Genomic DNA, 22624 nt, shown 5'->3' on the forward strand with positions numbered 1-22624 from the left:
AGTATATAAGATTTGTAATAATCGCGGTTTAAAATTTCCTCATCTAAAATTCCTTGCTTCAGGGAAGAGTTTTTCCTGTGCATTTTCACGAACCTGGCTGCGTTTATTTAGCCCTGGCGGTATTGATCTTTCATCAGGCCGTGCAAGGGTTAATACTTGTGGAGTTTCGTGGTTTGACGGAGTAAGTTTTCGCAAGAGTCTGGAGAAATCGAAGCACTTTTTTACAATTACATGTATCACCTCGCCCTGCACCTGCAATTGCCCCTCCACCATTATCAATTTCGATTGTAAAATTTCTTTTCTGTATTTATCAAAAAGGGTATGAAAAATAACAAGATTAGCAACTCCTGTTTCATCTTCGATCGTCATAAAACAAATACCACCTGCTGTACCGGGCCGCTGCCGCACTAACACCAGGCCAGCTACTTTTACAGCCTGACCATCCTTTGCACCGGCCAGTTGGGTGGCAGACAAAATATGCAGCTGCTGCAGCTTTTCACGTACAAAACTTACGGGATGAGCTTTTAAAGAAAGTGACGTTGTAGCATAATCGTGCACCACATGCTCAGCAGGGGTCATTTGGGGGAGTGATATATTTTCCTGTTTTTCATCGGCTGAAGGCTGTCCGTTAAACATTGCTACCGGCTTATCCTTTGTGGATACTTCCCACAAAGCCTGCCGGCGATCAAGATCAATGGATCTGAATGCGTCTGCATCAGCCAGTTTCTCTAATGCTGCATCTGACAACCCAATACTGCGAAGTTCGTTTATGCACGAGAACTTTTTTTCTCTTGCCGATACCAGCAATTTAATGTCTTCTTCCCGAATTCCTTTTACTTGCCTAAAACCAAGGCGTAGTACACAGTACTTACCCGATTTTTCTTCCAGCTTATTATCCCAAAGGGAATGATTGATGTCAATAGGTTTTACTTCAACACCATGTTTTCGTGCATCAATAACGATTTGGGCGGGCTGATAAAAACCCATTGGCATACTGTTGAGTAATGCACACGCAAATACATCGGGATAATAACATTTGAGCCACGAAGAAACATACACCAGCAATGCAAAGCTGGCAGCATGACTTTCAGGAAAGCCATAACTGCCAAAACCTTCCAGTTGCTTAAACACCCGTTGCGCATATTCAAGAGAATATCCTCTTTCAGTCATTCCGGTAATAAGTTTTTCCTGGAATTTAGAAACCAGTCCTTTTACTTTAAATGTCGCCATGCTGCGCCGCAATTCATCGGCTTCTGCCGGTGTAAAACCAGCTGCTACAATGGCAATCTTCATTGCTTGCTCCTGGAAGAGGGGCACTCCCAAAGTTCGCTTTAATATCTCTTCCAATTGAGGAGAAGGATATTTTACCTCTTCTTCGCCATTTCGCCGTCGTAAATATGGATGCACCATGTCACCTTGTATTGGTCCCGGTCGAACTATTGCAACTTCAATTACAAGATCGTAAAAGCAACCTGGCTTTAATCTTGGTAACATACTTTGCTGTGCCCGGCTTTCGATCTGAAACACGCCAATGGTATCTGCATGAGAAATCATCTCATAAACTTTCTTATCATCTTCAGGAATATTGGCAAGGGTAAGATCGAGTGCATAATGCTCTTTAGCAAGGTCAAAGGCTTTACGAATACAGGTAAGCATACCTAATGCCAGCACATCAACTTTCATAAAGCCCAATGCATCAATATCATCTTTGTTCCATTCAATACAGGTCCTGTTTTCCATTCGCGCGTTCATTATCGGACACAGGTCAGACAACTTACCATTGGTAATCACAAAGCCACCTGTATGCTGCCCCAGTTGCCTTGGAAAGCCCATGAACTCTTTGGTAAGTTGTAACACCTTTTGCCGGTGTTTATCAGTAGGATTGAAGCCTTGTTCGGCAATTCGTTTTCCTTCAAACCATTCGTCTGTAAATTCCCAAATAGAACTTGATAACCGATTGATAATGTCAACAGATAATCCCATTGCTTTACCTACATCTCTTATTGCTCCTTTTTGATGTTGTTGGGTAACTGTAGCAACAATAGCTGCCCGGTCCCGACCATATTTTTGATAGATGTACTGAATAACTTCTTCACGACGTTCATGCTCAAAATCTACATCAATATCAGGCGGTTCATTGCGGGCAGCAGAAATAAACCGCTCGAACAATAAATCAAATTTTGCAGGATTAACAGAAGTGATACCAAGGCAATAACAAACAGTGGAGTTGGCAGCAGAACCTCGTCCCTGGCAAAGAATGCGCTGGCTTCGTGCATAACGAACAATATCATACACAGTAAGAAAATAGGGCGCATAATTCATGCGTTCTATAAAGGCAAGTTCGTAATTGATAGCATCTATTGTTTTCTCAGGTATGTTTTCTCCAAACTTTTCTTTTGCACCTTCCCATGCTAAAAAGGTTAGTTCCTGTTGCGGTGTTCGTCCTTTATTCGTTATCTCTTCAGGATATTCATATTGTAATTCATCCAATGAAAATTTGCACGATTCGGCTAATTCCTGCGTGCGCTCAATTGCTTCTGGATATTGCCTGAAAAGGCGAACCATTTCGCCGGCTGGCTTCAGATACCGTTCAGCATTTGGATGTAATCGAAAGCCCGCATTATAAATGGTGCATTTTTCACGAATGCACGTCATAATATCTTGTAGTTGTCTTCGTGAAGGTTCATGATAATGCACATTATTTGTAGCAACAATAGGTATGTTTAATTTTTCTGACAACTGGGTAAGCCGGTATAAATACTTGCTGTCATCTCCCTGGTATCGACGTGATGCTGCGATATACAAATGGCTTCCAAAAATTTGCCTGTATTCCTTTATGGCAGTTTCAAATGATGGTTCAAATTCAAATACTTCGTTTAGTTTACCAGGTGGCAACGCAACAAACTTAACTCCCTTAGCATACTTGTATACATCCGCTTTATATAAATGACATTCACCTTTTTCGGCCCGTCTATTACCGAGCGTTAACAAATTAGTTAATTGTGAATAAGCATTTTTATCTGTAGGATAAGCCAGCAAAGATACTCCGTCTAATAAATCAAGGCGACATCCAACAATTATTCTTATACCGCATTTTTTCGCCGCTGCATGAGCACGAACGATTCCGGCAAAGGTGTTTCGGTCTGTTATTGCTATTGATGAAAATCCCAGTTCTGCTGCATAAACTACCAGTTCGTCAGGATGTGAAGCACCTCGAAGAAAACTGAAGTTGGTGGTAACTTGTAGTTCGGTGTACATTTTAATGAATTAATATATCATGCAAAAAACCCATGAATAAACCATTTATATTCTTCATCATAATGCCCTGATCTAAACAACCAATAACGGCAGCCTTCCTCATCTTCCACAGCATAATAATCCCGGTGCTGTCCTTCCTGTATCCACCATTCCTGTTCTATCCGTTCGGGACCGTCAGCTTTTATTATTTTGTGTATTTTTCCTTTGTAGCGAAAGTTCATCGGGGGATAATCAGGAACAGGGGCTGTAACATCAATATTTTCAGGTGTAGTTAAAAGCTGCATCGGTCTTGGTCTGTCTAACTTCCACTCTGAAGTTTTTTGTTCGTGTAGTGATGATGCCTGTTTAATGGAACGTTCAGGCCAGTAATGCTCTTCAGGTAAAAAACGACGAATCGAATTTAAACCTACTTTTCCTGCTAACCTGTCAATTAATTCTGATAACTGATTATTATCAAGACCCCACATTGCTTCCCACAATTTTTGTTGTGAAGAGGCATGATCTTCCACAGTCGGCGCTTCCAATACAAATAACTCAATACCTAGGTCAGGTTCAATGGAAGGTAGTTTTATTTCAAAGAGCTTAATAAGATGTTTCACATTATGTGACGGAGAATTGGTAGCAATTTGAATTTGTATAATCCTTCCATCAACCCTATAGCATTTGAAGTTAGCAACACGAAGCCCTTTTTGCTCTTTTTGCAAGCGTTGACACAAAACTTCAAGCAATCGTTGAAGTGCAATTTCAATACCTGTTGCTGTAACAATTGGTTCTAAACAAGGCAGTCTTTCAGAGAAAGGTTCAATAGGCTGAACGGTTTGAATAATTTCTTCTTCAAGTCCCAATGCCTGGTTTAATCTCATGATTATTAAATTACCAAAACGACGACGTAATGCTGAGCGAGGCATACCAATAAAATCTTTGATTTGCCGAAGACCTAATTTGTGCAAATGATCAATTGTATCTGCATCTAAACGAAGTGCAGCAGTTGGCAAAGAAAGCAATGCTTTACTTTGTTGACCAGGATGAATGATGAATGACAAACCATAACGGGAAGTTGCCCACGCAGTTCCAATCGTATCCGCTATTGCAGCACGTACAGTATAACCACGAGACTTTAACCGATTGATTATGTCGTTCAAGTAAGGTTCGTCACCTCCCCATAAATAAGAACAACCACTAACGTCAAGGATAATACCACCAGGAGGATCAATAGCGGCAAATGGAGTAAATCGGATACACCACTCAGCAATCCGCCTTAATAATTTATCAATCAACTCTGGCTTATCATCAAGCACCTGTAACCCGGGAACAATTGCCCTTGCATCTGCCAACACCATTCCGCTTTGAATTCCTTGTGCTTCAGCTAAAGCATTTGCTGCGGTTACTACCATTCTTCCATGTGACGGCGTACATAAGACAAAAGCTGTATTACGTAATTGTGGCTTACGAAGGGCAAACCAGTCGGTTACAAGATACCGAAACCATATTGACACAAAACGCTTGCACATATTATCCTGTTTTTCTTTGCCCCTCGCTGTTAATAGAAGCTAATTTGTAAACATGCCTGAACCTTCCTTTCGCCCACTCTAACTGCCAATTGCCTGGAGTACCATTTCGTACTTTTAATAATTCTACATTCCACCTCGGAACCCCCAAGCCTGGCAAATCATTTTCTGTATTAGTAGACAAAGGCGTAATCTTCCAACGGGTAACACAGGTAGTAGCAAGGTTTCTGGGATTGCGTCGAATAATAAAACCAGTCACACGACTTTGCTCAACCGCTAATTGAAATCTTCTGCTTGCGGTAAAACTTATTTCCTGTGTCTGAGCAATAACTGCTGCAAGCCCCTCACACTTAAGTGCTTCTTCCATTGCCCATAAGATCTCTTTTTCTTTTTGAAGATAAATGAAGATGATTTTATCAGGTTCAATACCAAATGCTTTTAAAGCAGGAGGAAAGATCATTTGTGATGAACAAATCCATAGTGTCACTCCTCCCTTTCGCATAATTGCTGATACTATACCTGCTATAAATCCTGCTGAAGCTGATACATCTTCTTCTCCCGTACAGAAAAATTCATGTATTGCGGCTAAAGGAAATGACGCACCGGGAAAAGCTTGTTTTATAAATCCTAGACCACCATCAAAGCCACTATCACCAGCTACAGGTTTAAATCCTTGTAAGGGAAGAATATCTTTTCGCAATTGTTCAATAGTATGTGCTTTTGTCGTGTTCATAATTGCGATAAATAATAATCTTCAAAATCAAAATTACTAATTTTTTTAGCAAAAAAAAGAATTAATGATTGTTTTAGGAGATAGCAATATGAGGGAGTGTAAGGAATTTAAGCAAAAAAAATTCTTTTAACCTGTGAGATCATTGTTGGTATCTTCAATTCATTCATCGTGCTTTTTCCAAAGAATTTTTAACTGAAAGAGCCGTAGATTTTTTGTATTTTCGGGAAACCACTCCTATTTCCATGGAACAAGGTAAATTTAGAAGATTGAACATACACCTCCCAAAAGAGCCTGTAAGCAATGATCGTCCCTGGTTAGTTGCAGGTTTGCTTTTTGCGCTTGCTTTCGTAATTATTGCTACTTATGCTTATTTACAGTATAAGAGAATATTTTAAAAGTTATCGTGTGGATGGACATGCCATTTTTAAAACAAATAAAATCTTTAAGAATTTATCAGAAGCATTCAAGTCGGAAAGACATCTTAATTTTAATATAGTTAAAGTTCCTTCGTTATTGCAATTGCAGTAAACGAAGGAACTTTAACGTTGCAATCTCTTCTCTCCCACTTTTGCCTTTTGTAACTGCAATTATTAAAAAATTTTAATAGTTATAGCATGAATAATAAATTACTTTTATCATCCATGCTATAACTGTTCTCTAATGCCAGCATTGTAAGTTAAAAAATATCCTGTGCTTTCTAAATTTAAACATATTGTTATTGCAGATGACGACCATGAAGATGTGGAACTGCTGAAAGAATCTCTTGCAAAAAGTTGTTCTGATTTAGATTTTACACTTGCAGATAACGGTTGTAACTTACTCAATGCTTTGAAAACAACTTCTCCACCTGATTTAATAATCCTTGATATTAACATGCCTGTAATGGATGGGAAAGAGTGTTTAAAAGTTATCAAAAGCAACCAATTAATGAAAGCAATACCTATAATGATGTATTCAACATCAACCAATAAAAAGGATATTGAGGCATGTTATTCATTCGGAGCTGATTATTATGTAATAAAACCAAGCAGTATCGAAGAAATAGAGCAACTTGCTGAAGAAATATGTACCGGGGAGATAAAATCTTCTATAAATAAGTGAAAATTTCTTAAAAGATGTAATCTTACCTCATAACTACTTTTGCTAAAAACTCACGATGTACCGCACATCATAGTAGTACAGAGGCTGGCTCAAAAAAATCTTCGTATGATTTGTCTCATTAAAAAAAGTCTCAAAATTTCTTTGACCATTATCATCTAGTCTGCTATCAGCAGTCATTTCATAGGTATAGATGTGTTAGTAACTTTGACAATGACTTCGTAAAATTATTTCATCTTCATCTATCAATTAATACTTTATGGAAACAGTAATGCTTAAAGACGCGTTGACAGTTATACGGGAAAGAAAAAGTGTACGAAACTATACAGGCGAACCAGTGAGTAAAAAAGATATTGAGGAGATACTTCGTGCCGCGATGGCAGCACCTGCGGCTGTACACATGGAGCCATGGAAATTTATAATAGTAACGGATAAATTAAAATTAAAATCATTAGCCGACGGATTGCCTTTTGCAAAAATGTTGACCAACGCAGGAACCGGTATTGTGGTATGTACAGTTCCAGAAGAGGCAGCAATGGGCACTGAAGAATTTGCGATACTAGACGCAGTGTGCGCCAGCGAAAATATTTTATTAGCGGCCGAAGCATTGGGACTTGGTGCAGTATGGACGGCAGTATATCCAAATAAAGAAATGATGGATTTTGTAAGAAAGGAACTAAATATTCCTGCCAATGTCATTCCATTGAATGTGATACCAGTAGGGCATCCTGCAGATGAAGAAAAAGCAAAGGATAAGTATGATGCCAAAAATATTCATTGGGAGAAATGGTGAGAAGCAACGATTGCGTGAAATTCAATTTTTCGCCTCAAGTTGAACAACTAAACGGAATGCAACATCTTCCCTTGACTTGAGATGCAATTTGAAGGTAGCTTGCTGTATTATTGATGAATAGCCATTACAGGTACATGAGTATGTAATACTAACCGCGTTGAGTAGCTATGATGCACAAGGCTACTTAAGAGATCATGGTCTTTTCTGCAAAATCAGCGATGCCTTTTTCCGGTTCATTATCCTTTATAAAATGATATTTCGGATTCAGCCCATCAAGTATTTCCTGGAGCCAACCTGCTTGTTCAATGCTCTCAGCCGTAAATAATTCTTCTTTTTCAGCGCTCACATGCAATACATGAAACGCCGGATGTAACTCTTTCACAAGGCTCCTGATCTCTTTAATTGGTATTGTATCTACTACATTTTTAAAATCACATGCAAGCCCTATTCTTTTAATGCCTGCAAATTTAGCTTCCGGCGGGACGACTATTAATGACCATTTAAGTTTTCGCATTGCAGCAATGGTTATGCCTCCAAATAAAGTTCTTTCGATCGCTCCGGTACGCTCTGATCCCATCACCACTGCATACGTGCTTACAGAAGGACAATAAGCGTCTAATTCAGATATTATTTCTCCTTCCCTTATCTCAGTCATAATTTTTATACGTTCCCCGGTTCTGAAAGCGATCTTATCTTTAAGCAGAAACATTTGTTTTTCGGCATCTGTTATAAGCTCTGTCATGCTATATTCCGATACCGGCACTTCGCTTATAGCTACCGGAAACCGGCAAATATGTATCAACGATAGGCTAGTGCCGATAACACTCGCCATGTCAGCGGCATAGTTTACAGCGTTTAGTGAAGTAGTTGAAAAATCGGTAGGAGCAACAGTTGTTTTCATAACCTGATTTTTAAATTTGCCAATAGTAAACTAAAGCAATATATTGACAGTCGTTTAGTTCATCCTGAACAAACGAGTTCCACATTTACCTGTTGCGTCGTACAAACACCTAAGCAGATCATTCGCTTTGCTTTTTTAGCTCGCATAAGAATCTTTCCATAAAAATTAAAGCATGCTTTGTTAGTCTACCAGGTAATAAAGCCTTAAATAGTGTTTTTAAAATATCACTAACTATCTCAATAGTTGATAAACATCGGTTTTCAATTCATATTTATCTTTTACCATGTCGGGTGAATTTAAATACACTTCAAATGGCGGCCCGTTTGCCTGTTTACTATTATCTTTTACCCATTCGGTTATTGCATTGTAAGGCACCTCCATTTCTTCGTATGGGCCAGTATAATGTGCTACTACAGCATCGCCACCTTGTACCGTTTTAGATTGTATTCTGCCTGCGAACGTTGCAGGTAATTTATCAACTTCCACTGCCATCTCAAGCGATACAGGATTGACATAACGATGATAAAATGCCATCACTTTACCCGGCTTTAACCCATGTTGATTGATGAAAGCAAACAGTTCGGCATAACCTGATCCGATTACTTTACTAAGACCGGATGTGTCGCTTGTATCTTTTATAAATAAAACGGCTATGGGCTGTAAAACAACCTGCTCAAGACTTACTGTTGCTTTTTTTATTGAATCCTGTAGCATAGCTTGTCTAATTAAAGGTTTGCAAATCAAAATACTCCAGTTCTTTTATAGTGCGCTCCTATTAATATAAATGGAATTACAAGTAGTTTCATAAGTAAACTTTGAAAGCTGTTTCTAACCCTTATTATTTATCATCTCAATAGGAAAGCAAGAAGGTGGCGAGCTCGGATGCTTATGGAACAAACAGGACAATAGTGTGCTGCAACAATGCCTTAATCGCAGCAAGATTTGTCAAGCCTAAAAAGATCATTGCATCAAAATTGTAATCGTTGCTTCAAAAAATTACAACACATCCGTTGCCTCAATAATGGGCGATTCTTTCTTTTCAGGTTTTTTCACAATAACACATTCGGTTGTGATGAACATGCCCGCCACCGAAGCCGCAAACTCTATAGCCAGCCTGCTTACTTTGACAGGGTCGATGATGCCGGTTTCAAGGAGCTGTTCAAATTTTTCTGTTTTAGCATTAAAACCAAAATCGTTCTCGCCAGCCTTTACCTTTTGTACAATTTCAGATGTTTCGAGACCTGCATTAATTAAAATTTGTTTCAAAGGCTCCTCAAGTGCTTTACGCAAAATCTCTACGCCCACTTTTTCTTCCTCATTGTTGTTTTGTGCCTTATCCAGTTCCTGTAAACAGCGCAGGTAAGCTACACCACCTCCCGGAACGATACCTTCTTCCATGGCAGCACGGGTAGCATTTAGTGCATCGTCCACCACATCTTTTTTTACATTCAATTCAATTTCTGATGAAGCGCCTACATACACGACAGCTACGCCTCCTGCTAATTTTGCGAGGCGTTCCTGCAATTTTTCTTTATCATAATCAGAAGTAGTTGTTTTCAATTGTTCCCTTATTTGTGCAATAACGCCTTCAATGTTTTTCTTGTCACCGCCTCCTCCGACTAAAGTGGTCTTATCCTTTGTTATTATTATTTTATCACACCTGCCCAGGTGCACTATTTCCGCATTTTCCAATTTCAGGCCTTTTTCTTCTGATATAACTGTTCCACCGGTAAGTGCGGCAATGTCTTCGAGTATTTCTTTCCTGCGGTCGCCAAATCCTGGTGCTTTAACGGCGGCCACTTTTAAAACGCCGCGAAGTTTATTTACAACCAGCACGGCCAGCGCTTCTCCCTCTATGTCTTCGGCTATGATAAGTAAAGGATCGTTAGATTGTGAAATTTTGTCGAGTAATGGAACCATTTCTTTCATGCCTGCAATCTTTTTGTCATAGAGGAGAATATACGGGTTCTCGTACATTACATTCATCTTTTCTGGATTGGTGATGAAATAAGGCGATAAATAACCACGGTCGAATTGCATGCCTTCAACTACTTCCACATAGGTTTCAAAGCCTTTGGCTTCTTCAATGGTAATTACTCCTTCTTTGCCGGCTTTACGCATGGCATCCGCAATCAGTTTTCCAATCTCGGGATTGTTCCCTGCGGAAATTGTAGCCACTTGCTCTATTTTAGTACTGTCGTTGCTAACGGGTATAGCCATCTGTTTCAGTTTTGCTGTTACCAGTTGCACTCCTTTATCAATCCCCTTTTTAATGTCCATGGGGTTCATTCCAGCCTCCACTCTCTTCAAACCGGTGTCAATCATGGTCTGTGCCAGCAAAGTGGCTGTTGTCGTTCCATCACCGGCGGCTTCAGCTATACGTACTGCGGCATCCCGAATCATTTTTACACCCATTTCTTCCATGGGATCGTCCAGTTCAATTTGCTTGGCCACCGTTACCCCATCGCACGACATTTGAGGAGAGCCATCCATTTTTTCAAAAACTACATTCCGTCCTTTAGGACCAAGCGTAATAATGACCGCTCTGGCTAAACGGTCAACCCCTTTTTTCAATTTCTTGCGGGCATCCTGGTTGTAATCAATTAGCTTAGACATATGATACTATTTAAACGAGGGATAACTTTAAACATAGGATAACTGTGTTACAAGAAATCAATACCAATTAGTTGTGTCAATGGTTTAAGTGATTGTAATAAAGAGCGTGCAAATGCTCTATTAAAAGGAAAATCTTAGGACTGGCATTCAGGCTATTGGCACATACAATTTTATGGATCCTGTGAATATTTTGGAGGATAGAAGTAACATGTTTTGCGAAGCATCGTTAAAGATGCGACAGAAATGCTGCTTAATCTATAAATTCTCCTTTTTCATTTGTTTTTACTCTTATTCGCTTGTCTCCGTTTTCTAATAACAGTTTGTACATCTTGCTTGTCTCGCCTTGCTTTGAATTTGCATCGTAATAGTTTACGAGGTAGACATCTTTTGAAATATTCCAATTAGGAAATCTTTTTGTCACAGATTGTCTTACCGAACTTGGTAATTGTATATTTTTAAATTTTTCTGCTGTATGCAAGAGTTTTCCATCCTTGTCGTAGGCAGCAAGAATTTTACCCTGGGGAATAAAAAAGGAAATAAAATAAGTATCGTAGTCTTCTTCGTAGAACTCTGATTTTTTTACATCGTAAACCGCCGCTTGCCTTTGTAGCATTTTTACTGACTCAGCCGCGTTGGTATCAGTAACAGATTTAATGTACTTGTAATTAACGGCAGTAACTGTAACCTCAGGCAATACTTTCTGCGCCAAAGAAGGGATGTTTAATCCAATAATAAATACTGCAAGGCTCAACACTACTCTTGATTGTTTCATGGTTTTTAGTTTTAATTGTTTAATAATGATTTTTGCTGTTTTTTATTTCTAGGCTAGTACCTTTAATAAAATTATTCACTCATCTATTAAAGAAAAATGACCGGAGTCGGTAAAAACATGAGAGTGATCATAACAATAGGGGCGATATTCTTTCAGGCCTTTAAAAAAGAACAGTGGAGCTCGACCCTCTAATATCCTATCCAGCCTTTTTCAACTCGCCTAATTTATCCAGGTAAAACATTACTTCTTCATCACTTACCTGGTGAAAATCTTTATAAAAAGCCCCTACTCCATAAAATTCTTCCGGTATTAATACCGCAACTACTTCATCCACTTCTTTGGCTAATTTTTGCACGGCACTTTTTGATGCTACCGGAACACCGATTACAATTTTACCGGGATCGCTTTTTCGCAATACATTTACAGTACCGAGCAGCGTATTGCCTGTTGCAATTCCATCGTCAATCACGATCACCGTTTTTCCCTTCAGGCTTTCAGGCTCTTTATCACCCATGAACCTTTTATACATTTCTTTCAGCCTTTCACGTATTCGTACCAGTTCCTGGTCAATGTATTGTTTGGAAATATTTTCATGGGGGATTACAAAATAATCTGTTAGGCTTGCGGCACCTATGGCGTACTCTTTATTCATCGGGTGGCCGATTTTTTTTGTTAGAACAATTTCTATCGGAAAACCTAATTCGCTGGCAACTGCATAAGCTACCGGCACCCCACCTCTTGGCACAGCCAATACTACACCTGCATCACTTTTGTATTTTTTCAGTCTTGCCGCCAGCAGTACGCCTGCTTCTATCCTATCGCGAAACATAAGAGAAATTTTATAGTGTGATGGGGTTCCTTATTCTACATGTTTTAACCAACGATGTCGATTCTACTTCATAAATTCTGTTGCATCATTTGCTTTTCGCGCCATTGCAGGTATATCTTCAATCAAGTCGTATACTTTTTTAAATGCTCAGATTTAAATTATACAAGGGACCCGGTTTGACCTGGATGAGGATTTTCAATATTTTAATCGCCTTTAATTTGATAATAAAGCTATCCCACTCGTTATTTATTAATCATGATTTTAATCAACGACGGCACTGATACTTAACATCTTCAAACTTTTTCCATAATAAGGGTGGCTTTTTATTGCTTTATGAAGAATAATTAACTTGCGGGATCAGCCTTTTTAATAAAAGGATTGTATTGTTTGCGCATAATTCATGTAAACAATACATGCTGCTGTCTGTAATCATATTACAAGAACTAATCTTGATTGATGTAGCATGAAGATTTCAAGTATTTTTTTTCATCATCATATAGAAGATTTGCAGCGACAGCTAAAAAATTCTCTTCAACCATAATTTAGAAACTTTTCTCCAAGGAACCTATCACCGAGAATGGAAGGAACGACAAAATTATTTTTTCTGAATTACAGTGGTATCTGATAATTTCTTACTGTATTTTACCAGATGCTACCCGCACTTATTCACAAAAATAGCCTATTCAAGCTATTGACCCCACTTTTATATAAAAATATCTTTGTATTAATAAACAATTAATATACAAAAGATAGCATATAAATATTAATATAAATTACAAGGAATAAGGTGTATTATTTCTTCCAAATAGCTTTCTAAAACCAATTATTTCATCAAAAAAATAACGATCATGGGAATACAGATTCAAATTGTTGCAGGACCCGACCAAACTTCATCCAGCGTCCAGGCAAACAGGAAGCATCCAACACATGATATCCGTGGAGTCTGTGCTTAGTGCCAGCAGAGGAGTTATGCAGGTACGAATTACTTACCAGGCTTATTTAAGAGGCTATACAGCCGTAAATTATGGGGATCCCTACCAGGAACATCATTTCTGGGCTTTACCAATTGGTCCAGTAATGTCAGCAGCCGGAATTTCTAATTCAAAGATATCTACAGAAGATATAAAAATAGGCTTTTATTCTAATTCAAAAATAGAGTTAAAGGATACTGCTACAGGTGCTTCAAAACAAGTTTTTCTTATGACCAATGTTCCAGGCGTAACTACAAAAACAGCTAAAACCTCTGCTGCTGCGCAAATGGCATAGTTTAATTTAAAAAACAGTTAGACGTTAAACATCGAAAACTATTAGAGTTTTAGAAGGCATCCATTTGCATTTTTTTAAGAAACAACACACATACTTAAACCAATTATTAAAACAAAAACTGAAGTTTATGCCACTACAACAAATCGGAAAAATGAGCCTCAAGAATTCCGGAGGCTTCGTCGCCAGGATCCAATTCAGCTATTTAGATGAAAATGGCGAAAAAAAACTTACGGGCCAAAGTGGAGACGTATTATTAGGTCAAACAAAAACATTAGATCCGGGAGAAATGGGGGTACCGGATGGCTCTATGACTTATATGTACGTATCCGTTGTCTGGGGAAGAGACAACGAGGCGACCCGTGCATTCCTTTATCAAAAAGGAAATGTTAGTACTGCCCACTACCTCATTAGTGGCACGACCCTTAATAACGACCTAGGATTGATTGAGATTAGTTAATTATTAAAAACAATGGTTGCCTGGTCAGACCGTTATACTTCTTTCTCTCCAGGCAATCTTTAAATCAGAAAATTATGAGCCTTCAATATTTAGACAAGCGACTTATCGGCGCCATAATTGTTGATGCGTGGCAAAACCACTTTAACACAGAGATGGACCCTGCCGATGGACAGTGGTTTACGAATGGACCCGGGAACAACGGAGGTCTTTATGGTATATTAACAGATACGCTCGCATCTGAATTAAAGTTCTTACCTGATCAACAAGTTTTTACAATGAATAAGATAGCGGCTGCTACCAGCACAGCCGATAATCGAAATGGCCTAACGCCTCACCAGACTGTTTCACTAACATATGAATATCAAAATTCTACCACAGTAACACACTCTACTACCAACACTATAACTGTAGGAACAGGTGTAGAAATTAAAAGCTCGGCGGAATTTTTAGGAACAGGCGCAGAAGTTACGGTTAGTTTTAATACTGAATACAGCTACTCCTGGACTGAAGAGAGAAGTGAGTCGGTCTCAGAAACTAAAACGTTTGGACAAGAGGTATCTACCGACATTCCCTCTGGCCTGGTTTACCAGGTAACACTGCTTGCCGACAAAGCAAATATTAGAGTGCCCTTTTATGCTGATATAATTCTTACTGGACAGTCTGTTGCAAACTTTGCAAGCCCTGTTAATGGACAAAAAACCTGGGCTATTGATGCAGGTACTTTATGCGAATGGATTAATCAATATGGATCAGCAGGTAACGAGTCGTATAGATACATGAAGGATGCGAGTAACCCCAAGCAAGGATTTATTCGGCTGGAGGGTAACCTGACCGCTACTCAAACTTTGAATTTCACCGCATTAACAAGTGATATTACAGATTCATTCACTGCGACAGCTCAGCCAGCTCTTATGCGTGAGTTGAACAACTCTGAGCTAGAAAAATTAGAATCTAAGGCTATTAAGAAAGTAGCCCTGGGTTGATGAATTTATATGGGGGGCAAGCCTCCCATATTTTGAATTCTTATTTTCATATCAACTATTTCCATAAAAAATAATTATTCGTCCTACCGCTGGCAAGTAGCATTAATCACTTCAGGGATGTATAGGTGCTTATTATAGGAACCTAGTTCAGCCATTAATAAAAGAAATCAGGGGAAATTAATGGATTGGAAACAGGAATAGCATCAAGAACGTTTAGAATCTTTTATAACAAAGTGCTTGTTTTAAAAAGCCGTGGAATGACCATAATCATCGGGTAGGATAAAGTTTATAACCAACCTTAAATTATGTTATAAATAAAAAATATTTATGTAAATGTTTAATAATATCGCCTTAGATGTTTTTATAGGTTTAATATTTGTTTATCTCCTTTACAGTTTACTAACAAGCATAATACAGGAAATTATTGCAGCTATCCTCAATTTAAGAGCAGCAGTCCTGGTGAAGGCCATTCGGGTAATGTTAGAAGATCGAAAGCCGCTGGATTTAAAAAGCCGATCATTTTTAGGTAGAACTATGGAAAGGGTTAGGAATTATTTCAGGAATAAACACGATTATATTACCTGCCACTTACCAGATGATACTTTAGCAAAAGCATTTTATAAGTATCCCAGTATAAAATATTTAAGCTCGAATAGCTTAAGATCAAAACCATCCTATATTGATCCGAAAAATTTCTCAGCAACTCTAGTACGGATATTACGTGGAGAGAATTATGATGGTTCTATAACGCAAATGCAGGCAATATATAACAGGTTATACCCTGCGGTAATGGGCACCCAGGAAGATTCGAAAATTTCTTCTGTAGAAGTTGGTCAAGTTGACCCACTCGTTGCACCAATAAAGGCTGAAACCTTAGATCAACTAAGGCAATTGTATATAGATGCACATAATGATATAAATCGGTTTAAAACACTACTGGAAGGATGGTTTAATGAAATGATGGAACGGGCAAATGGCTGGTATAAAAGACAGACAAGGGTGATAATTTTTTACATTGGTGTAATCATCGTTGTTTGGGGAAACGTGGATACCATAAAAATCCGTAATATTCTTTCCACAGATAAAACAGCAAGAGCTCAGATGGTGCAGTTAGCTATTCAAGCTCAGCAAAAGTATGCTGCTGCTATTAATACTATTAAAGACAGAATTAAAGACACAGCTTATAAAAAAGGCGATTCCATTATAAAAGAGAAAACTTCAATTATATCAACTGGTGATACAATTTTAGATAAAGCTTATAAGGATGTTCGGAATGATATAGAAAGATCTAACAGTATTCTCGGTATGGGTTGGCATACCAGTGTTAATTATAAAGAATATGACTCTCTTCACACGTTAGAGAAGTTACTTAATAAAAGTTTGAAACGGCAAAAAGCTGCATTAAGAAAATTAAAATCATCTGTCACTAAAAATGATACGGCAGCAATTGACTATAAGCTACGCTACAAATCTCTTAATGATTCAATAATGTATGCTAGTTCTCAACTAAAAATAGTATCAAAACAATCAGATGAACTTGAAGCGGAAACGTATGATAAATTTGACGGTTTCCCTTCCCTTCTTGGATGGCTGATTACTTCATTAGCATTAACACTAGGCGCCCCCTTCTGGTTCGATTTATTAAGTAAATTCATGAGCATACGAACTGCAGGTAAAAAACCTGGAGAAGATAAAACAAAAGCGGATAGGCAAACAACCGCAGAGATACCATCTACACCTGTTGCTGGTTACGCTACCTCAAATATTGAATTACTACCTGAAACAGAAGACCAGTCAGAGCTGGTTGAAGACGAAGCAGTAAATTCTACTATTGCTCAAGGTTAAATTTATCACCATGACTATTGTTGACATGCCAAGCCCTAACCATACTTCGGGAAGAAAAAAGTATCGTCCCGAAGCCGTAGTGATTCATATTATGGAAGGTACATTAAGCGGCACGGATAGTTGGTTTAGAGATCCGCATTCAAAAGTTTCAGCACATTATGGAATTGGCAAGAACGGTGAAATTCATCAGTATGTCCCAGAAATGAATACAGCATGGCATGCAGGACGTGTGAATGCACCAAGCTGGCCGCTTATTAAAAGTGCGGGCAACGGTTTGTATATCAATCCAAATTACTACACTATTGGCATTGAACACGAGGGCAAAGAAGATAGCGAATGGAATGAGGAAATGTATCTGGCAAGTTCAGGCCTGATAAAAGACATTTGCACTAACTGGAGTATTCCTCTCGACCGCTTACATGTGATTGGACACCACGAAATTTATTCATTAAAAACATGTCCTGGTACAAAGGTAGATATCAATAAACTGATCAGGCTGGCAGGAGGAAATGTTGCAGTACCAGCAGTAACCGGGTCCATTACTCCGGCAAAGATGGCAGAAAAAGGAAAGGTGACAACTAAAACTCGTTTAAATATTCGTCCTCAACCAAACACCAGGTTCAAACCCATTATTACGGTAGACCCAAATGTTCAATTAGCTCATGATGGATTTACAAATGATGGCGAGGTGATTTCGGGCATCGGCAAGTGGTATTATACGGATGAGGGCAATTGGTTTTGGAGTGGTAGTGTTACCAAGGTGAGTATGCTACCAATACCCTTAATTGAGGTTTCACCTGCCATTGGTGATTTTACTGTGGAACAAATTAAAGAAGCGTCCGGAGCCAAAGCTGCCAGTGCAGCTAAATTTCATCCATTCATTGTTGACACCTGCACTAAATATGAAATCAATACGCCGATTCGTAGGTTATGCTTTCTGGCACAGGTTGGACACGAAAGTGGCGGGCTTTTTTTTACGGAGGAATTGGCTAGTGGGCGCGATTACGAAGGAAGAGCAGATTTGGGCAATACACATCCTGGTGATGGCACTCTCTACAAAGGCCGTGGCTTGATACAGATAACAGGACGCTTTAACTATGAAGCCCTTAGCAAGGACTTCGGAGAAGACTTTATAACACACCCCGAACGGCTGGGTGGTAAAAATGTAAATGTATGCATGCCAGAGCAACTGAAATACGCTGCACTAAGCGCCGGGTGGTTTTGGAATAAAAGGAACTTAAACGCTAGCGCTGATCAGATAGATATACACAAGCCCATCGATGAAGGAGATAATCTTACACATTTTAAAATGATAACAAAGAAAATTAATGGTGGCTTTAATGGTCTTGCAGACCGGATACAAAAATATATCAATGGTGTGGCTTTTTTTAGATAAAGAAATAACTGTAAAATTTGAGAAATTAGTAAGTAAATAAAATTCGCTTTGTTGCAGCTCTGCTACAAGAAAAAATTAAAAAGAAGCTTTTAGGTTATTATTGTTCTCCACCACATTTGATCTGATAGTTACAACCTGTTGATAGTAATTCTAAGGAAACAGATCAAACATGATTTTTTAATAAATAGACCTCCTAATTGTGATGTCACAGTACTATCCCGGAACTCTTTCTATTCTCAGATTATTTAAAGAACAAGAAATAAAACAACCAGTTATGAAACTTTTATTTAAAACAGTAAAAAAGTTGATTGAAGGAACACTGCTGTTTACATTTCTTGCCGTCTCATCGTTTTCACAAAAAAATCGTTTTAGTCTTTCAATTAATTCGACAACTACAAATTTCAACTACGGTAACGCAAACAAGCAATTGAAGCCATATAAGAAAAACGTTAGAGGAATACAGGTCGGCGTCTCCTACCAGGCGGGTATCACTCCCATGTTTTCAGTAGTCCCCGAACTTTACTTCTCGATGAAAGGCGGCAGACTGAAAAAAGACAATCCGCTCACCACCAATAAATCAACGTTGCGGCTTTATACGATTAATATGCCAGTCTTAGCACGTTTGCACTGCAAAAAGTTGTATGTAAACGCAGGCCCTTATTTTGGATATACATTATCGGGACGATTAAAAATTGAAGGGTCAGATAACCTACCGGAAAAAACTACCGCAATCTCATTTAATGACGATGCTGACGCCTTCAATCGGTGGGATTTGGGAGTACAGGCAGGAGGTGGTTATAATTTCGATATTAAGAAAAACATGCTCACAGTAGATGTACGTTATGGGTACGGCCTGGTCAACATCTCTAAAAATGTTGACCGCTATAATCGAATGTTCAATATAAGTCTGCTTGGCTCAAAGCATCGACTTTAAAACAAAAATATCTGCAATCCTCTCCTTAAGTAGATTTATCCATCTTAAGAGTTCCCCACTCTTTGCCTATTTCTTTTCGCAATTTTATTTTAAAAAAATGTATAAGCGAACTACGATTGCAATACAACTAATACACATAAAAAAAGTGTCAAAAAACCAAGGAGAAATTATTCTTTACCATATTTGCTTTTAAACTTATAAATAATCCTACAATAGTTTCGACTTTAAGTATCAACCTTCTTGCGGCTGGTCAATGTTTTTAAAATCATGTTTATCAGCCCATTTTTAAATTTATCTATCTGTATAGCTGCAAGCCCTGCCTGCTTCAATGCTTTCATTTCATCCAGCTCTGTTTCTTCTTGTAAAAGAAATTCCAGGTCTTCTTTTGTAAGTGCACCGTTTTCCACTTCAATAACCCACCGTTGAATATCCGCTTTCATACTGTCGATAGCATCTTGGGCATCTTTTTTTGCCTGGCTCATGTAATCCTGGAACATTTCATTAGCAAGAGATTCGGCTCCTGTCTCCAGGTCTTTAAATAGCTGATCAAAGTTGACTGTGCTCATTTTTATAATTCTTAATTCGAGATTTGTGTTGGTTTGATTTTACCGCTTTCTAACTGTGATATTTGATCAAAAGACTGGCCTACCAAAGCCCGGGACTCTGCAACAAATGCCGCATTCAGTTTGCCCTCCCGCTGCCATCTTCTTACAAATCCTCCAAAGAGATGGCCGGTTGAATCTTTAAGTATTGACCACATTTTTTCGGAAAATTCGTTTTTAGGACGGTTTTTTTCGTATTCAAACATTTTATTAATATCAGTTTCTACCTTTTGTACATCCATCGCATGATCATTATAACTCTCAGTAGCGTGGCTCATTAAGTTGCATGCATCTACTTTTAAGGAAGTAGTTTGCGTGTACGCATACTGATCAAATTTTGAAATGGTGGAGCAGGCGGCTAGGCACATCAACAGACCTGCTAAAAAATAAGATTTTGTTCTTGAATGATTTCTCATGTTGCTGCAGTCTTATAGTTTTACATGAATTGGACGGCATAGAATAGTATAGCACTTCATACCAATACATTTGAAATTGTGGTGATTGCAACAGGTTGGATAAATTGTAATGATAATATTATTAGAAAGGGTTCAGGCAATAAGTCATCTTACTTCTAAAGCGTTAGTACAAACATTTACAGTGAGAAAGTGCAGTAAGCCAAAGTTCTTTTAAAAAGGATTCCAGAGGTTATTTTGATTGTTTTTGACGTTACGTACAAAATTAAAATCAAAAAAAGTTACACAACCGCCAGAACCTCTATTCATACAATTTTATTTTGAATAGCCGTTACTACTGCTTCAGACACGTTATGTACCTGCAGCTTTTGATAAATATTCTTGATATGGTTGTTTACAGTAAAAATGGAAATATGTAAGTCTGCCGCAATCATTTTATGGCTATAACCTTTTACAAGATGGGTTAGTATATCCGCTTCTCTTTGGGACAGATTGTATAAATCATCATGGATCTTCAAACTTTTTCGCCCAAAATAATTTAGAACACGTCTTGCAACACTGGGTGTCATTGGAGCTCCGCCGTTTACTACATCAATTATGGCTTCAATAAGTTTTTCGTTGGGTGCTTTTTTCAGAATATAACCATGTGCTCCCGCCTGTAAACATTTGAATATTTTCTCGTCATCTTCAAAGACAGTTTGTATAATAATTAGCGTATCGGGAATATATGTCCGTAACAATTTAACCCCTTCTATACCATCTACTCCAGGCATTTCAATATCCATCAAAACCACATCCGGATGATTGTTCCGTAGATTATTTACAAGATTGCTGCAATCTTTATAGTCACCGATACATTCCATATCTTTCTGAAACCTGATCATCAACTTCAACGCTTCGCGCCGGTCTGTATGGTCATCAAATATTACAATTTTAATCATACTTTTCATGTTTTCCCATTAGCTTTTAACTGAGGCATTATAAGGCGAGATTTGTAAAGAAAACTGGTCTCGCTGCTTCTGTTTTTGCTAATCAAAGCATAGAACAAAGGAATTTTTTATATGCAAATATTATTACACAAAAATATGATATGTTGTGAACTGTCCAATAGCTAAAACAGGCTAATGACTGCCGATAAAGGTTAAAATGATTTCAGTACCCTCGCCGGGGTGAGAAGTAATTTTTATTCCTCCGTTAAGGGCAGCGGCCCGGTAACGCATGTTTGTAAGGCCATTCCCTCCTTCTCTTCCGGATTCAGTATCAAATCCCTTTCCGTCGTCTTTGATTGTAAACTCGAACTCATTGTGGTGTAGCTTCAAAGTAATCCATACATTTTTCCCATCAGCATATTTGGCAATATTGTTCACCGCTTCCTTGTAAATAAGATAAAAATCCCTTCTTTTTTCCATGCTTAATTTTATTTGATTAAGGTGCTGGTCAAAGTCGAGGTGTATGGCATAACCTTTAGCTTCCAGCAACTGGTAGACATGTTCTCGCATTCGGCTGATAATATGCTCGAAATTATCATTTTGGGTATTGATGTTCCATACAATATCATTCATCGATTCCATTATTTCGGTCGCAGAATCTGTAATCCTTTTTAAAAGAGGTTTATTATCGAATGTTTCATTACCACTCTGCTCATAAGCGATCCTAGAGTAGATAGCAATTGTGCTGATAGATGACCCGACTTCATCATGTAAGTCTCTCGCGATACGGTTACGTAACCTTTCAATCTGCGCAGTCTGGTAAACCTTGTAACGGTACAAGACATAGATGTTGGATGATACGATGGTAAATAAAGTAAGATAAAACCACCACGATTGCCACCATGGAGAGATTACGCCAATATTTAAAGAAGTCATTTTTGAACCCCATGTTCCATTTTTATAATTTGCCGGTACGAAAAAGGTATAGTTGCTTGAATTGAGATTTGTGTAGGTAGCTTCCCCAACAACACCAAAAGATATCCAGGTGTTATTAAATCCTTGCAACTTATAACGGTACCGGATGTTTCCCTGCATCGTATAATCTGTTGAAGCAAAATGTAGAGTTATTACATTTTGTTCATACTTCATTACAACTTTGCTTGCAAATTCACTGGTGTCTTTCAGCACGACGGGTATAAATGAAGAGTCAGTGACAGGAAAGTGGGATCTTTCCATTAGCATATATGAATAGCAATTTGTTTGATAAATCAGTTCCCACAACCGGTGATGT

At 38.3% G+C, this 22624-nt stretch carries 20 protein-coding genes; 8 read left to right on the forward strand and 12 right to left on the reverse strand.

The features are described 5' to 3' along the window. Positions 1–39 precede the first annotated feature (39 nt). Genes B154_RS0122435 through B154_RS0122445 form a run of 3 tightly spaced genes read right to left on the reverse strand, consistent with a single transcriptional unit; the run spans position 40 to position 5499 of the window. Positions 40–3258 (reverse strand): error-prone DNA polymerase, encoded by a 3219-nt coding sequence (locus B154_RS0122435; RefSeq protein ID WP_018616609.1) that lies wholly within the window; start codon positions 3256–3258, stop codon positions 40–42. A 17-nt stretch (positions 3259–3275) separates the two neighbouring features. After that, positions 3276–4769 carry a Y-family DNA polymerase gene (locus B154_RS0122440; RefSeq protein ID WP_018616610.1) on the reverse strand — a complete coding sequence of 498 codons (1494 nt, stop codon included), beginning with the start codon at positions 4767–4769 and terminating at the stop codon, positions 3276–3278. 1 nt (position 4770) lies between these two features. Continuing rightward, entirely contained in the window at positions 4771–5499 is a 729-nt protein-coding gene (locus B154_RS0122445; RefSeq protein WP_018616611.1) for an ImuA family protein, read from the reverse strand. Between the two features lie 690 nt (positions 5500–6189). On the opposite strand from B154_RS0122445, the gene B154_RS29515 reads away from it, so the two are divergent. Together B154_RS29515 and B154_RS0122460 are read left to right on the forward strand one after the other, a co-directional pair. After that, on the forward strand, positions 6190–6600 hold the full coding sequence (locus tag B154_RS29515) for a response regulator (protein ID WP_018616613.1): 411 nt from the start codon (positions 6190–6192) through the stop codon (positions 6598–6600). A gap of 256 nt (positions 6601–6856) precedes the next feature. Then, the gene (locus B154_RS0122460) at positions 6857–7390 is read left to right on the forward strand and encodes a nitroreductase family protein (RefSeq protein ID WP_018616614.1); all 534 of its coding nucleotides are present in this window, start codon (positions 6857–6859) and stop codon (positions 7388–7390) included. A 184-nt stretch (positions 7391–7574) separates the two neighbouring features. On the opposite strand, the gene B154_RS0122465 is transcribed toward B154_RS0122460, so the two are convergent. The 5 genes from B154_RS0122465 to B154_RS0122485 all read right to left on the reverse strand — a co-directional run bounded on the left by B154_RS0122465 (position 7575) and on the right by B154_RS0122485 (position 12508). Beyond that, the gene (locus B154_RS0122465; protein WP_018616615.1) at positions 7575–8291 is read right to left on the reverse strand and encodes a universal stress protein; all 717 of its coding nucleotides are present in this window, start codon (positions 8289–8291) and stop codon (positions 7575–7577) included. A gap of 231 nt (positions 8292–8522) precedes the next feature. Continuing rightward, positions 8523–9005, reverse strand: coding sequence for a GyrI-like domain-containing protein (locus tag B154_RS31005; RefSeq protein ID WP_018616616.1), 483 nt, complete (start codon positions 9003–9005; stop codon positions 8523–8525). A 282-nt stretch (positions 9006–9287) separates the two neighbouring features. Beyond that, on the reverse strand, positions 9288–10907 hold the full coding sequence (gene groL / locus B154_RS0122475; protein WP_018616617.1) for a chaperonin GroEL: 1620 nt from the start codon (positions 10905–10907) through the stop codon (positions 9288–9290). 250 nt (positions 10908–11157) lie between these two features. Next, positions 11158–11679 carry a carbon-nitrogen hydrolase family protein gene (locus B154_RS0122480; protein ID WP_018616618.1) on the reverse strand — a complete coding sequence of 174 codons (522 nt, stop codon included), beginning with the start codon at positions 11677–11679 and terminating at the stop codon, positions 11158–11160. A gap of 196 nt (positions 11680–11875) precedes the next feature. After that, positions 11876–12508, reverse strand: a complete 633-nt coding sequence (locus tag B154_RS0122485; RefSeq protein ID WP_018616619.1) for a phosphoribosyltransferase — start codon at positions 12506–12508, stop codon at positions 11876–11878. 927 nt (positions 12509–13435) lie between these two features. On the opposite strand from B154_RS0122485, the gene B154_RS0122490 reads away from it, so the two are divergent. From B154_RS0122490 to B154_RS0122520, 6 genes are all read left to right on the forward strand, one after another. Continuing rightward, positions 13436–13774 carry a hypothetical protein gene (locus tag B154_RS0122490; protein WP_157580917.1) on the forward strand — a complete coding sequence of 113 codons (339 nt, stop codon included), beginning with the start codon at positions 13436–13438 and terminating at the stop codon, positions 13772–13774. Positions 13775–13901: 127 nt separating this feature from the next. After that, positions 13902–14231 carry a hypothetical protein gene (locus tag B154_RS0122495; RefSeq protein WP_018616621.1) on the forward strand — a complete coding sequence of 110 codons (330 nt, stop codon included), beginning with the start codon at positions 13902–13904 and terminating at the stop codon, positions 14229–14231. Positions 14232–14305: 74 nt separating this feature from the next. Then, a complete protein-coding gene (locus tag B154_RS0122500) occupies positions 14306–15214 on the forward strand; it encodes an ETX/MTX2 family pore-forming toxin (protein WP_018616622.1) in 909 nt (302 codons plus the stop codon). 333 nt (positions 15215–15547) lie between these two features. Further along, positions 15548–17059, forward strand: coding sequence for a hypothetical protein (locus B154_RS0122505; RefSeq protein ID WP_018616623.1), 1512 nt, complete (start codon positions 15548–15550; stop codon positions 17057–17059). A gap of 10 nt (positions 17060–17069) precedes the next feature. Beyond that, complete coding sequence (locus tag B154_RS31010) at positions 17070–18455, forward strand: N-acetylmuramoyl-L-alanine amidase (RefSeq protein ID WP_018616624.1); 1386 nt, start codon at positions 17070–17072, stop codon at positions 18453–18455. 274 nt (positions 18456–18729) lie between these two features. Further along, positions 18730–19389, forward strand: coding sequence for a porin family protein (locus B154_RS0122520; protein WP_157580918.1), 660 nt, complete (start codon positions 18730–18732; stop codon positions 19387–19389). A 224-nt stretch (positions 19390–19613) separates the two neighbouring features. Here B154_RS0122520 and B154_RS0122525 read toward each other — a convergent pair whose 3' ends face one another. From B154_RS0122525 to B154_RS29535, 4 genes are all read right to left on the reverse strand, one after another. Next, positions 19614–19955 carry a hypothetical protein gene (locus B154_RS0122525; protein WP_018616626.1) on the reverse strand — a complete coding sequence of 114 codons (342 nt, stop codon included), beginning with the start codon at positions 19953–19955 and terminating at the stop codon, positions 19614–19616. A gap of 11 nt (positions 19956–19966) precedes the next feature. Continuing rightward, positions 19967–20407 (reverse strand): hypothetical protein, encoded by a 441-nt coding sequence (locus B154_RS0122530; protein WP_018616627.1) that lies wholly within the window; start codon positions 20405–20407, stop codon positions 19967–19969. A gap of 302 nt (positions 20408–20709) precedes the next feature. Further along, entirely contained in the window at positions 20710–21345 is a 636-nt protein-coding gene (locus tag B154_RS0122540; protein ID WP_245542640.1) for a response regulator transcription factor, read from the reverse strand. Between the two features lie 180 nt (positions 21346–21525). Beyond that, positions 21526–22569, reverse strand: coding sequence for an ATP-binding protein (locus B154_RS29535; protein ID WP_018616630.1), 1044 nt, complete (start codon positions 22567–22569; stop codon positions 21526–21528). Between the last annotated feature and the right edge of the window lie 55 nt (positions 22570–22624).

This window comes from Segetibacter koreensis DSM 18137 (assembly GCF_000374045.1).
GTDB classification, from domain to species: domain Bacteria; phylum Bacteroidota; class Bacteroidia; order Chitinophagales; family Chitinophagaceae; genus Segetibacter; species Segetibacter koreensis.